Annotated in this window: 12 protein-coding genes; 5 read left to right on the top strand and 7 right to left on the bottom strand. The window is 73.2% G+C overall.

The window, feature by feature from the left end; all coding sequences use genetic code 11:
* Nucleotides 1-11: 11 nt before the first annotated feature.
* Nucleotides 12-1,109 (top strand): 23S rRNA (adenine(2503)-C(2))-methyltransferase RlmN, encoded by a 1,098-nt coding sequence (gene rlmN, locus UIS43_RS12055; protein ID WP_013154682.1) that lies wholly within the window; start codon nt 12-14, stop codon nt 1,107-1,109.
* A 31-nt stretch (nt 1,110-1,140) separates the two neighbouring features.
* A complete protein-coding gene (locus tag UIS43_RS12050) occupies nt 1,141-1,611 on the top strand; it encodes a hypothetical protein (protein WP_013154681.1) in 471 nt (156 codons plus the stop codon).
* A 77-nt stretch (nt 1,612-1,688) separates the two neighbouring features.
* Here the strand turns inward: UIS43_RS12050 and UIS43_RS12045 are convergent, their stop codons facing one another.
* Genes UIS43_RS12045 through UIS43_RS12035 form a run of 3 tightly spaced genes read right to left on the bottom strand, consistent with a single transcriptional unit; the run spans nt 1,689 to nt 4,941 of the window.
* A complete protein-coding gene (locus UIS43_RS12045) occupies nt 1,689-3,287 on the bottom strand; it encodes an anibiotic ABC transporter efflux pump (protein WP_358454181.1) in 1,599 nt (532 codons plus the stop codon).
* Nucleotides 3,284-4,213 carry an ABC transporter ATP-binding protein gene (locus tag UIS43_RS12040; protein ID WP_013154679.1) on the bottom strand — a complete coding sequence of 310 codons (930 nt, stop codon included), beginning with the start codon at nt 4,211-4,213 and terminating at the stop codon, nt 3,284-3,286. Before UIS43_RS12040 ends, UIS43_RS12045 begins: the two co-directional genes overlap by 4 nt.
* A 53-nt stretch (nt 4,214-4,266) precedes the next feature.
* Nucleotides 4,267-4,941 carry a TetR family transcriptional regulator gene (locus UIS43_RS12035; protein ID WP_370013170.1) on the bottom strand — a complete coding sequence of 225 codons (675 nt, stop codon included), beginning with the start codon at nt 4,939-4,941 and terminating at the stop codon, nt 4,267-4,269.
* Between the two features lie 112 nt (nt 4,942-5,053).
* Here UIS43_RS12035 and UIS43_RS12030 point away from each other — a divergent pair, with 112 nt between their 5' ends.
* Together UIS43_RS12030 and UIS43_RS12025 are read left to right on the top strand one after the other, a co-directional pair.
* Entirely contained in the window at nt 5,054-5,869 is an 816-nt protein-coding gene (locus UIS43_RS12030) for a carbon-nitrogen hydrolase family protein (RefSeq protein WP_013154677.1), read from the top strand.
* A gap of 239 nt (nt 5,870-6,108) precedes the next feature.
* On the top strand, nt 6,109-6,351 hold the full coding sequence (locus tag UIS43_RS12025) for a hypothetical protein (protein WP_013154676.1): 243 nt from the start codon (nt 6,109-6,111) through the stop codon (nt 6,349-6,351).
* Nucleotides 6,352-6,592: 241 nt separating this feature from the next.
* On the opposite strand, the gene UIS43_RS12020 is transcribed toward UIS43_RS12025, so the two are convergent.
* Both UIS43_RS12020 and UIS43_RS12015 read right to left on the bottom strand, forming a co-directional pair.
* Nucleotides 6,593-8,101, bottom strand: coding sequence for a CoA-acylating methylmalonate-semialdehyde dehydrogenase (locus UIS43_RS12020; RefSeq protein ID WP_117199001.1), 1,509 nt, complete (start codon nt 8,099-8,101; stop codon nt 6,593-6,595).
* A gap of 159 nt (nt 8,102-8,260) precedes the next feature.
* Nucleotides 8,261-9,547, bottom strand: coding sequence for an aspartate aminotransferase family protein (locus UIS43_RS12015; RefSeq protein ID WP_041552847.1), 1,287 nt, complete (start codon nt 9,545-9,547; stop codon nt 8,261-8,263).
* A gap of 198 nt (nt 9,548-9,745) precedes the next feature.
* Here UIS43_RS12015 and UIS43_RS12010 point away from each other — a divergent pair, with 198 nt between their 5' ends.
* On the top strand, nt 9,746-11,350 hold the full coding sequence (locus UIS43_RS12010; RefSeq protein ID WP_013154673.1) for a PucR family transcriptional regulator: 1,605 nt from the start codon (nt 9,746-9,748) through the stop codon (nt 11,348-11,350).
* A 14-nt stretch (nt 11,351-11,364) separates the two neighbouring features.
* Here UIS43_RS12010 and UIS43_RS12005 read toward each other — a convergent pair whose 3' ends face one another.
* Nucleotides 11,365-11,691 (bottom strand): hypothetical protein, encoded by a 327-nt coding sequence (locus tag UIS43_RS12005; protein WP_013154672.1) that lies wholly within the window; start codon nt 11,689-11,691, stop codon nt 11,365-11,367.
* A complete protein-coding gene (locus tag UIS43_RS12000) occupies nt 11,688-13,019 on the bottom strand; it encodes an acyclic terpene utilization AtuA family protein (RefSeq protein WP_013154671.1) in 1,332 nt (443 codons plus the stop codon). Before UIS43_RS12000 ends, UIS43_RS12005 begins: the two co-directional genes overlap by 4 nt.
* Nucleotides 13,020-13,038 lie beyond the last annotated feature (19 nt).

Genomic DNA, 13,038 nt, shown 5'->3' with positions numbered 1-13,038 from the left:
ACGGACTGTGTATGCCCGCCGAGCTCACCTTTGTCGCACCCCGTCGTGCCAAACCTCCCCGGCACCTGGCCGACCTCAGCCCCGACGAGCGGGCCGAGGTCGTCCGCGAGCTGGGGGAGAAGCCCTTCCGGGCCAAGCAGCTCGCCCAGCACTACTTCGGCTCCCTGGTGTCGGACACCTCGGCCATGACCGACCTGCCCGCCTCCTCCCGGGAGCGGCTCGGCGAGGCGCTGCTGCCCACCCTGCTCACGCCCGTGCGCCACATCACCTGCGACAACGGGATGACCCGCAAGACCCTGTGGAAGGCGTTCGACGGGGTGCTGTTCGAGTCGGTGCTCATGCGCTACCCGGACCGCGTCACCCTGTGCATCTCCTCCCAGGCCGGGTGCGGCATGAACTGCCCGTTCTGCGCCACCGGCCAGGCGGGCCTGACCCGCAACCTCTCCACCGGGGAGATCATCGACCAGGTGGTCGCCAGCGCCCGCGACCTGGCCAACGGCGAGGTCGCCGGCGGCCCGGGCCGCATCAGCAACATCGTGTTCATGGGCATGGGCGAGCCCATGGCCAACTACAAGCGCGTGCTCCAGTCGGTGCGCCGCATCACCGACCCCGTCCCCAACGGCCTGGGCATCTCCCAGCGCGGGGTCACCGTGTCCACGGTCGGCCTGGTGCCCGCGATCAACAAGCTCATCGACGAGAGGATGCAGGTCCGCCTCGCGATCTCCCTGCACGCCCCCGACGACGAGCTGCGCGACGAGCTGGTGCCCATCAACACCCGCTGGAAGGTCGACGAGGTCCTGGACGCCGCCTGGCGCTACGCGGGCACCACGGGCCGCCGGGTCTCCATCGAGTACGCGCTGATCAAGGACATCAACGACCAGGCCTGGCGGGCCGACCTGCTGGGCAAGCTCCTCAAGGGCCACCTGGTGCACGTCAACCTCATCCCGCTCAACCCCACCCCGGGGTCCAAGTGGACGGCCTCGCGCCCCGAGGACGAGCGCGAGTTCGTGCGGCGGCTGGAGTCGCACGGGGTGGCGGTGACCGTCCGCGACACCCGCGGACAGGAGATCGACGGCGCGTGCGGGCAGCTCGCGGCGGCCGAGAACTGACCGGCCCGCCCACGGCGACCGGGAGCGCGGGGTGATCGAGACGGCGCTGGCCTTCGTGGTCGCCCTCGTCTCCGGGCTCGTCCCGGTCATCAACATCGAGGTCTACCTGGTGGGCGCCGTCATCGCGATGGACGACGGCGCCCTGGTCGCCATGGCGGTGGCCGCCGGGGTCGGGCAGACCCTGGGCAAGCTGCCCTACTACTACGCCGGGCGCGGGACGCTCTCCGCGCCGTGGATCCGCCGCAGGAGCGCCACACCGGGCAAGTGGGCCGCACGGGCCGAGGGCTGGCGGCGCAGGGCCGAGGAGCGGCCCGCCTGGGGCGCGGGCCTGGTGGCGGTGAGCTCCCTCGCCAGCGTGCCGCCGTTCGTGGTGGTGTCGGTGCTGGCCGGGGTGGTGCGGATGAACGTCGTGCTGTTCGCCCTGATCACCTTCGTCACCCGCACCGCGCGCTTCCTGGTCGTGGTGTTCGCGCCCGCCTGGGGGCTGTCCTTCCTGCCCTGAGCGCGGTCCGCGCCTGACGCGGCCGGGGCGCCGCCCAACCGGTCCCCGGCTCGGCGGCGCCCCGGACGGCGTCTCCGTCAGACGCTGGCCAGGTCCCGGCGGCGAAAGCCCGCCAGGGCGACCGCGTTGGCCGCGAGCGCCGCCCCCAGCGCGACGGCCACCGGGGCGGCGTCGAACTCGTCGGCGGGCAGTTGGGGCAGCAGCCCGAACGCGCTCAGGTCCAGCAGCCGGTCGTCCAGGCCCAGCATCGGTCCGAGCAGCGAGACCAGGAGGCTGTAGCCCAGCCACGCCCACACCAGCGGGGTCAGGCGCGGGGCGGTTCCCACCAGCAGCGCGGTCAGAGCGGCGAACAGCAGGGCCACCGGCAGCTGGGCCAGGGCGGCCTCGGTCATCGTCCACGTCCAGGAGGGGTCCTCCAGAGCCGCCGACGCGCTCAGGCCCATGCCGACGCCGCCCGCCACCACGATCACCGCCGAGGACAGCACGCTGACCAGCAGGGCGCCACCGAACCAGCGCACCCTGCCCACGGCCGCGGACAGGGTCAGCTCGGCGCGCCCGGAGGTCTCCTCGCCCCGCGCCCGCAGCACGGACATGACGGCGTAGGCCGACGCGGCCATCAGCACGTAACCGCTCATGGTGCCGAGGAAGCCCCCGGTGACGTCGTCGGCGGAGTCGCCGAGGACGGCCAGCAGGTCGGGGTTCTCCTCCAGCATCCCCTCCACCTCCGTGGCCAGCGAGCCGAACGCGAGGGCGAAGAGGAAGACCGCGGCCGCCCAGGCGAGGATCGCCCCGCGCTGCTGGTGCAGGTGCAGCGCGAACACGCCGTTGAGCAGCCCGCCCGCACCGGCCGGACCGGGCCGGGAGGGGACCAGGCCGGCGCCGAGGTCGCGCCGGTCCGCCAGGGCGTAGGCCAGCGCGAAGAGCGCCGCCACGAGGACCGCGTACAGCGCCAGCGGCCACCAGCGCAGGTCGTCGAACACGCGTGTCTGCTGGACCCAGGCGAACGGCGACAGCCAGGACAGCGCGTTGCCGCCCTCCTCGGCCATGTCGCCGACGACCCGGGACAGGAACAGCACGCCGGTGACCAGGAAGGCCAGGCCCGCGGCGGCGCGTCCGTGCTCGGTGACCTGCGCGCACACGGCGGCGACGGCGCCGAAGGAGATCCCGGCCAGGGCCAGCCCCAGCCCGTAGGCCGCGGAGTCGGCGACCGCCAGGCCGTTGCCCGCCATGGCCAGCGCGGTCAGGCCGCCGATGAGCAGGTTGACGACCGAGATGGTCACCAGCGCGGCGGTCATCTGGGCGCTCGTGCCCAGGACGCTGGCGCGCAGCAGTTCGGCGCGGCCGCTCTCCTCCTCGGCGCGGGTGTGCCGGACCACGTGCAGGACGCTCATGACCGCCAGGGCGATGAGCACGCTCATGGTCAGCTCGTTGACCACCATCGGGCCGAGCTGGTAGTCGTCCAGCCCGTATCCGGGGCCGCCGAAGAGGACGCCGGTCGGGGTCTCCATGAGAGCCGCCCGGGCCTGGCGCTGGGCGTCGGTGGAGAACATGTCGTCGAGCGTCGGAACGGTCGCGGCGACGGTGCCGACCAGGGCCAGGGTCCAGACGGTCAGCCGGAGGCGGTCGCGGCGCAGGACGAACCGGATGAGGGCGCCGGTGCCGGTGAACGCGTTCATACCGCCGTCCCCCCGTTCCGGTCGGCCCCGCGCGCGGCCAGCTCGTCGCCGTAGTGGCGCAGGAACAGCTCCTCCAGGGAGGGCGGGTTGCTCACCAGGGAGAGGATCCCGAGGCCGGTGAGCGTGCCCATGACGGCGCCCATGCGGGTGTTGTCCACGTCGAAGGCGACGGTGCCGCCGTCGAGCCGCAGGTTGTGCACCCCTTCGGCGCCCTCCAGGACCCGTGCGTCCCCGGTGACGGTGGCGCGCACGGCGGAGCGGGTCAGGTGGCGCAGGTCGTCCAGGGTGCCCGACTCCACCGCACGCCCCCTGCGGATGATGGTGACGGTGTCGCACAGCTTCTCCACCTCGGAGAGGATGTGGCTGGAGAGCAGCACGGTGCGGCCCCGGGCCTTGGCCTCCAGGACGCACTCGGTGAACACGGCCTCCATGAGCGGGTCCAGGCCGGAGGTGGGCTCGTCGAGGATGAGCAGTTCGGCGTCGGAGGCCAGGGCGGCGACCAGGGCGACCTTCTGCCGGTTGCCCTTGGAGTAGGCGCGCGCCTTCTTGGTCGGGTCCAGTTCGAAGCGGGCCAGCAGCTCCCGGCGGCGCGCGGGGTCGAGTCCGCCGCGCAGCCGCCCGAGCAGGTCGATCGCCTGCCCTCCGGTCAGGTTGGGCCACAGGGTGACGTCGCCGGGCACGTAGGCCAGGCGCCGGTGCAGGGCGACGGCGTCCCGCCAGGGGTCGCCGCCGAGCAGGCTGACCGTTCCGGCGTCGGCCCTGAGCAGGCCGAGCAGGACCCGGATGGTGGTGGACTTCCCGGAGCCGTTGGGCCCGAGGAAGCCCGCGACCTGGCCCGTGCGGACGGTCAGGTCCAGCTTGTCCAGGGCCTGGAAGCGGCCGAAGCGCTTGTCGACGCCGCGGACCTCGATGGCGGTTGGTGTCATGGTCGTCGTTCCCTCCGTGCGTGGTGGGGGTCGGGGACGGGAGTTCGGGGAGGTCAGCGGGGCTCCTCGGGGGGATCGCCGACGTACAGGAGGTAGGCGTCGAGGATCGTGCGCTCGGTGAGCAGACCCTCGGTGTACAGCTCCAGGGTCGGGAGCATGTACTCCCGCGACCACTCGCGCGCGACCCGGGTGAAGTCGACCTCCTCCCCGAAGCGCCCCAGCGTGAGGAACAGCAGCAGCGATCCGAGGGAGTTGGCGGCCAGGTAGCGGGCGCGCCGGGCCGGGTCCCGGCTCGGGCGGATGGTGCCCTCGGCCTCGCCCGCGGCGAGGTAGACCTCGATATCGGCCACCATGCGCTCGAAGAGCGCGGCCGCGAGCGGGCCCCCGGCCTGCATGGAGCGGACGACGTAGGCCAGCAGCGGGGCGTACTGCTCCATCGTCGCGAGCTGGTGGAGGAAGGTCTGCCCGTCGTGGCTGGTGACCGTGTCCGTCTTGACCTCGTTGACGGCCGCGGTGACGTGGTCGTCGCAGGCCCGCCGGAGCTTGTCCTTGGAGCCGAAGTGGTGGATCACCAGGCCGGGGGAGACCCCGGCCTGCTCGGCGATCGCCCGCACGCTCACGCCGAACCCGCGCTGGCCGAAGCACGCGATCGCCGCGTCGCGGATCCTGGCGCGCGCCGTGAGGTCGGACTCCCCGTCGGGCCGGTCCGGACGGTCGGTTGAACTCATGTTCAATACTTTAAACACTTGTTCAGCCTTCTGACAAGGGGGTGGCCGCGGAAGTGGCCGTACACTCGGTGCACGGCGCCCCGGGCGCCCCACGCCGACGAGGAGAGGTTCGATGGTGCAGGTCGCGGTCGCCCAGTTCGCCCCCGGTCAGGACAAGGCGCGCAACCAGCGCTCGGTGGCGGAGCTGACCGCCCGCGCCGCGGCGGACGGGGCCGAGGTGGTCCTGTTCCCCGAGTACACGATGTTCACCGCGGGCCGCGTCGACCAGCGCTACGTGGCGGCGGCCGAGCCCCTGGACGGCCCCTTCGTCTCCGAGGCGGCCGACACCGCCCGGCGGGAGGGCGTGCACCTGGTGCTGGGGGTCGGCGAGGCCGAGGACGGCGCCGACGCCGCCCACTTCACCAACACGCTGGTGGCGCTGTCGCCGCGGGGTGAGCGGGTCGCGCACTACCGCAAGATCCACCTGTACGACGCCTTCGGGGCCCGGGAGTCGGACGTGCTGCGCCCCGGCCCGATCGAGGAGCCCGAGACCTTCACCGTGGACGGCGTGGTGTTCGGTCTGCAGACCTGCTACGACCTGCGCTTTCCCGAGGTGACGCGGCGCATCGCCGAGGCCGGGGCGCATGTGGTGCTGCTGGCCGCGCAGTGGGTTCCCGGCCCGCTGAAGGAGGAGCACTGGCGGACCCTGGCCCGGGCGCGCGCCATCGAGAACACCGTGTACGTGGCCGCCTCCGGGCAGGCGGCGCCCACGGGCGCGGGCAACAGCATGGTGGTCGATCCCATGGGGACACCGCTCGCGGCGCTGGGTGAGCAGACCTTCGCGGTCGCCTCGGCCGGGGTTTCGGCCGCCCGGGTGCAGGAGGTGCGGGAGCTCAATCCGGCACTCTCCCTGCGCCGTTTTTCGGTCTCTGTGCGGGCCGAGGACTGAGGTCCCGGATCGCTACCGCCCCGCAGCTAACCGGACAAAACAGATGAATACCATCCGGCAAGACAGGGTCTTCCCAGGCATCATCACTTAGGGTTATGATTCCCGTGCATGGTGTGATGTGGATCGGTCCGAACCATTCCAGGTGCCCAAAGCTTCTGATTCAATAAAGAGCCGGTAACTATCGGCCCGCCAGACTGTCCTAAACCACGGGGGGAGCAAGGACATTGCGCGGAACGAGCATGATGTGCGAACCAGATACGCGGCCCACGATCGACGTCGAGGTCTACGATCCGGACTCGCTGAGCTGGGCGCAGTGCATGGGGGATGCCTGCGTCGTCTGCCACACCAAGTGGCCCCGGCCCCGCCGGGTGCTCGGTGAGCTCCCGGACGGGAGTGCGGTGTTCGGTTGTGAGGAGTGCGCCGACCTCGTCGGCGCGGAGCCCCGGGTGGCCGCCGAGGAGCGGCTGTTCGCGGTGCGCTAGCGGTGCGCAGACGGTCGCGCTCCGGGTCCAGGGGGAGAGGCGGACCCGGAGCGCTTCCGTTGGCGCACCCGCTTCCATTGGGGAGGAGGGGAAATGAGCGCGCCCTTCCCGGATGGTTCGTGCGTCGGCTGCCGGCGCCGACCACGCCCCGTGAGGGGCGTCCGATGACAACGATACTCCGTGTCGTTCACCGCCGACCGACAGTGAGGCAGATCCGTCCGGTATTTTCGCGGAAACCGAGTCAACCGTTGGTGGGGAACCCCAGGTCGACGCCCCCTTCGGGCCTCTGGCCCGGGTCGGCCCACCGGGCGGTGACCGCCTTGGTACGGGTGTAGAAGTGGACACCCTCCGTGCCGTGCGCGTGTGAGTCGCCGAACAGGGACTGCTTCCAGCCGCCGAAGGAGTAGTAGGCCATCGGCACCGGGATGGGGACGTTGATCCCCACCATGCCGACCTCGACCTCGTTCTGGAACCGCCGGGCGGCGCCCCCGTCGTTGGTGAAGACCGCCGTGCCGTTGCCGTAGGGGCTGGCGTTGACGAGCTTGACCGCCTCGTCGTAGCCGCCCACGCGCACCACGCTCAGCACGGGGCCGAAGATCTCGTCCCGGTAGCACGACATCTCGGGGCCGACGTGGTCCAGCAGCGACGGTCCCAGCCAGAACCCGTCCGGGCTCCCGCCCGACACAGGGTGCGCGCGGCCGTCGACCGCCAGGGTCGCGCCCTCGCGCACCCCCGACTCCAGGTAGGAGGCCACCCTGTCGCGGTGCTCCCTGGTGACCAGCGGCCCCATCTCGCTGCGCTCGTCGTCGCCGGGGCCCACGCGCAGGCGCGCCACCCGCTCGCGGATCCGCTCCACCAGCCCGTCGGCCACCGAGTCCACCACGGCCACCGCGGAGATGGCCATGCACCGCTCGCCGGCCGAGCCGAACCCGGCCGAGACCGCCGCGTCCGCGGCCAGGTCCAGGTCGGCGTCGGGCAGCACCACCATGTGGTTCTTGGCCCCGCCCAGGGCCTGCACGCGCTTGCCGTGCTCGGCGGCGGTCCGGTAGACGTACCGCGCGATCGGGGTGGAGCCCACGAAGCTGACCGCCGCCACGTCCGGGTGCTCCAGGAGGGCGTCCACCGCCTCCTTGTCGCCGTGCACCACGTTGAACACGCCCTCGGGCAGCCCCGCCTCGGCCCACAGCCCGGCCAGCAGCACCGACGCGGAGGGGTCCTTCTCGCTGGGCTTGAGCACGAACGCGTTGCCGCAGGCCAGGGCCACCGGGAACATCCACATCGGCACCATCGCCGGGAAGTTGAACGGCGTGATCCCGGCGACCACGCCGAGAGGCTGGAGGATCGAGTAGGCGTCCACGCCCGTGGACACGTTCTCGGAGTAGCCGCCCTTGAGCAGGTGCGGGATGCCGCAGGCGAAGTCGACGACCTCCAGGCCGCGGGCCACCTCGCCCCGGGCGTCGGAGAGGACCTTGCCGTGCTCGGCGCTGACCAGCTCCGCCAGCCGGTCGGCGTTGGCGCTGAGCAGCTCGCGGAAGCGGAACAGGACCTGCACCCGCCGGGACAGCGGGGTGTCGCGCCACCCCGGGAAGGCCTCCCGCGCGGCCGTCACCGCCGCGTCGACCTCCTGCCGTCCGGCGAGGTCGACCGTGCCGGTGACCCGTCCGGAGGCCGGATTGTAGATGTCCCCCGTGCGCCGGGCCGGCCCCTCGTGGGCGGACCCGCCGATCCAGTGGGTGACGTGCTTGCTCATGCTGGCGCTCTCTTCCTTGTCCACAGGCGTGCGGTCGGGGCTGGTGCGCCGCGCCCCGGCGCGGTTTGCTTGATACGGGGGGTCCCCGGGGGCCGCCAGCGTGGTGCTGCCCGCCTCCGCGGCCGTGCGCGGCGACCCCCGGGCCCGGCCGGCCCTCCCTCAGGCCCCGGCGTCCACCGTGCGCACCGCGTCCAGCAGCACGTCGCGGCCCTCCACGGCCTCCTCCCGCGACAGCGTCATCGGCGGCGCCATCCGCAGCACGTTGCCGTGCACGCCGCCCTTGCCCACCAGCAGGCCGCGCTCACGGGTGGCCTCCAGCACCCGCCCGGCCAGGGGTGAGGACGGCGCGCCGGTGGCGGGGTCCATCATCTCCACGGCGAACATCAGCCCCTTGCCGCGCACGTCGCGCACGCTCGGCAGCGAGGTCAGCGCGCTGAGCCCCTCCAGGATCAGCGCGCCCTGCCGCCGCGCGTTGCCCTGGAGGTCGTGCTCCAGCACGTAGTCCAGGGTCGCCCCCGCCGCCGCCATCGACACCGGGTTGCCGCCGAACGTGGCCACGCCCAGCGCGCCCAGCCGGTCCATCAGGTCGCCGCGCGCCACCACACCGCCCACGGCGAACCCGTTGCCCAGGCCCTTGGCGAAGGTCATGGCGTCCGGGACCACCCCGTGGTTGCCGATGCCGAAGAAGCTCGTGCCCGTGCGCCCCCAGCCGGTCTGCACCTCGTCGGACACGAACAGGATGCCGTGCTCGTCCAGCACCTCCTTGTAGGCGGCGTACAGGCCGTCCGGAGGCATCGCGAACCCGCCCACGCCCTGCACGGGCTCGGCGATCAGGCACGCCACGTTCGGCGCCGTGGTGTCCAGCACGTCGCGCAGGTCGGCCACGCACGCATCGACGTACTCCCGGTCGGTCATCCCCCGGAAGGCCGGGGCCGCGTGGTCGGTGCCGTGCAGGTAGTGCACGTTCAGCGGCGACAGGGAGGAGTTCTTCCACGCCCGGTTGCCGGTCACGGCCACCGTGCCGAACGAGCGCCCGTGGTAGCTGCCGCGCATCGCCAGCACCTCGTCGCTGCCGCGCGCGTACGTGGCCAGCAGCAGGGCGGTCTCGTTGGCCTCGGTGCCGGAGTTGGTGAAGAACACCTTCGCGTCCGGGATGCCCGACAGGCGGGCGATCTTCTCCGCCAGCTCCACCTGGCTGCGGATGAGGTAGAGGGTGGAGGTGTGCACGACCCCCCTGGCGATCTGGCGCTCGACGGCCTCGCGCACCTCCGCCACGTCGTAGCCGAGCATGTTGGTCACGATGCCGGTGAAGAAGTCCAGGTAGGTGTTTCCGTCGGCGTCCGTGACACGGGCGCCCTTGCCGCCGGTGATCTCCAGCGGGGACTCGTAGTACAGGGGAAGCCAGGAGGGCATGACCGCGCGGTGGCGTGAGAGAAGTTCCGACATGCCCCCAGTCTCGCCCCGAGCACCGGACTTGGCCAGGACCAGCATGGTGACAAGACGTCGGCCGGGCCGACGACGCGTACGTCCCTCCGCGTCCGACCCCCGCCCCCGGGCCGGGCACCGGCTGCGCGATACACCGTGTAAGACCGGCGGCCGGATGTCTGACACTGCGTCCCGTGTCCGCCTCCTAGGATGGAAGCCGTGCTTCCCACCCTCGCCGAGGTCCTCCAGCTGCCCGCCCTCCAGCGCGCCCGCCCCCGGGTCGTGGCGCGCCCGGACCGGCTCGACGTGGCCGTGCGCTGGGTGCACATCGCCGAGGTCACCGACCTCGCCCACCTGCTCCGCGGCGGTGAGCTGGTCCTCAGCACCGGCATCGCCATGCCCGACGATCCCGAGGCGCTGCGCCGCTACATCGACGACCTCGCCGCGGCCGGGGTCAGCGGCATCGCGGTCGAACTGGGTCGCAAGTACCACGCCGAGCTCCCGCCCGCCTTCCTCGACGCCGCGCGCGAGGCGGGCGTGCCGGTGGTCCTGCTCGACCGCGACGCCCGCTTCGTGGAGATCACCGAGGCCGTGCACGTCCGGGTGGTCAACGAACAGCTGGAGGAGCTGCGCGAGTCGGAGAAGCTGCACTCGGTCTTCACCCAGCTCTCCGTGGAGGGCGCCGACACCGGGCGCATCCTGCACGAGGTCGCCCAGCTCTCCGGCTGCCCCGTGGTCCTGGAGAACCTCACCCACCAGGTGCTGGCCTGCGACCTCAACGGCGAGGAGCCCGAAACCCTGCTCACCTCCTGGGAGAGCCGCTCGCGCGCGGCGCGCTCGGGCTCGCGCACCGTCCACACGCCCGCCAACGGCTGGCTGGTCACCACGGTCGGGGCGCGCGGCCAGGACTGGGGGCGTCTGATCCTCGTCGTCGGGGCCAACCCCACCCCGCGCCAGAGCATGCTCATCGAACGCGCCGCCACCACCCTCGCGCTGGTCAGGCTGCTGGAGCGCCACCAGGAGAGCCTGGAGCGGCAGACGCACCGCACGATCATCGCGGGCATCATCGACCGGGCCTACTCCGACCCGGAGGAGGCGCTGGTTCGGGCCCGCGCCGTGGGCGTGCCGCTCAACGGCCGCGAACTGGTGGGGCTCGTGCTGCGCCTGCGTGAGAGCGGGACCGGGCTGGCCGCCCAGGCGCGCCTGTCCGACACCGCCGAGGGCGCCGCGCGCGCCTGCCGCGAGCTGCGCCTGCCCGCCCTGGTGGGCTCGCTCGACGACCTGCGCGTGGGCATCCTGCTCGCGCTGCCGGGCCGCCAGCGCCTGGACCCGACCCTGCACCTGCTCGCCGACCGCATCCGCACCGCCGTGGGCGGCGGCGCCGTGCTGGCCGTGGGCTCCTCCGCGGACGGAGTCCGGGAGGTGCGGCGCTCCTTCCTGGAGGCGCGCCAGGTCGGCGACGTGGCCATCCGCCAGAGCGACCAGCGCCCCTTCTACCGGCTGCCCGACCTGCACCTGCGCGGCCTGCTCCACCTGTTCCGCGACGACGAGCGGCTCCAGACCTACGTCGAGCGCGAGCTGGGGCCGCTGCTGGACCACGACGCGCGGCACGGCGGCGACCTGACCGACATGCTCCGCCACTACCTGGGCGCGGGCCGCAACAAGGCGCTCGCCGCCGGGCGGGCGCACCTGTCCCGCCCGGCGTTCTACGACCGGCTGCGGCGGGTCGCCCACGTCCTTGACGCGGACCTGGACTCGGTGGAGACCTGCCTGTCCCTGCACGTGGCGCTGCTGTCGCTGGACTCGGTCCGCGACGAGCGCTGACCCGGCGCCCGCGGTCAGCGCGCCCCGGGCGCCCCCTCCAGCTCCATCCCCAGCAGGACCGAGGCCAGGCTCTTGCCGTGGGCGTCCAGGTACAGCGACGTGGTCACGGTGTCCCCGCCCGCGCGCGGGCACACCAGGACCAGCGCGCACACGTTGTCCATCCGGTGGACGGTGACCGGCCCGCGCACGCGTCCGCCCAGCGCGCGGGCGACCCGGTCGGGCGTCAGCTCGGCGCACAGCACCGGGTACCACTCCGGTTCGTAGGCGATGACGGCGATCGTGTTGAGGTTGCCCTTGTCCCCGGCCCGGGCGTGGGCGACGTCGCGGAGCACGGTGCTCACCGCTCCCCCTCTCCGAAGAAGTCGACCCGGGTGCGCACGGCCTCCCGGTCGACGGTGGTCGACAGCACGCCCACGACCTCGTGGACGGAGGTCCTGAGACCGCCCCCTCCGGCGGGTCCCGACGTGTAGAGGGCGCCCACCTCCTCGGCGACCGCCTCGGCGTCCGCGCGGCCGGAGCCGAGGGCGGCCACCCGCAGCCGGCACTCGAAGGGCTCGTCCCGGCCGTCCCCGCCGGAGCCGTGCAGCGCGTCCACGCCCACGACGTCGGCGCGCAACCGGGAGACCTTCCCGCCCAGGCGCTCGCGCACCACCTCGCCCGCCAGCCGGGCCCGCGCCAGTGCGCCCGGCCCGGCGTAGGAGATCTCGCCCTCGCCCCGGAAACCCGCCCGGTACCCGACGCTGACCTTCAGCTCTCCGGGCCGGGGCAGCCCACGGGCTCCGGTGACCAGCACCCGGTCCGGTCCGCTCTCGGTCAGCCGCACCCCGGTCATGTCGAGCACCGAGTCCGGCGTGACGTAGGCCCGGGGGTCGGTGACCTCGTAGGTGAGCTGCTCGGTGACCGTGAGCCGGTCCACCCGGCCGCCGGTCCCCGGCAGCTTGGTGACCACCGCCGAACCGTCCCGCTCCACCTCGGCCAGGGGGTAGCCGAGGCGGGCCAGGCCGGGGACCTCCTTGCGGCCCGGGTCGGCGAAGTAGCCGCCGCTGACCTGGCCCGCGCACTCCAGCAGGTGGCCCACCAGGGTCCCGGCGGCCATCGTGTCCGCGTCGCCGGGGTCCCAGCCCAGGCGGTGGGCCAGGGGCGCGAGGAACAGCGAGGGGTCGGCCGCCCGGCCCGCGATCACCACGTCGGCTCCGCCCTCCAGCGCGGGCGTCAGGGCGTCGGCGCCGACGTAGGCGTTGGCGGAGACGATCTCGCCGTGCGCCTCCAGCGGCAGCCCGTCCTCCCAGCAGGGCGCGGACGGGTCCAGCAGGTGGAGCACGTCGTCCCCGGAGACCGCGGCGACCAGGGTCGGCAGCCCCAGCTCCCGGGCCGTGGCGCGGGCCATGCGCGCCGCCGCCACGGGCGCGGCCGCCCCGGCGTTGGTGACCAGCCGGGTGCCGTGCCGGTGCAGCGGTTCGAGCAGGAGTTCCAGGCGCCGCCGCAGGGTCGGGTCGTAGCCGGGGCCCGACCCGCTGGCCTCCCGGAGCGAGGCCAGGGACACGGTGCGCTCTCCCAGGCACTCCAGTACCAGGGTGTCGAGGCCGCCTCCCTCCACGAGGTCGACGGCGGGTTGGAGGCGGTCGCCGGCGAAACCGGCGCCGCACCCGATCCGGGCTCTGCTGGGCACACTGACTCCTTCGAACGGT

This window comes from Nocardiopsis sp. LDBS0036 (genome assembly GCF_041228755.1).
Taxonomy (GTDB): domain Bacteria; phylum Actinomycetota; class Actinomycetes; order Streptosporangiales; family Streptosporangiaceae; genus Nocardiopsis; species Nocardiopsis dassonvillei.
This window is presented reverse-complemented; position numbering and strand designations above follow the sequence as displayed.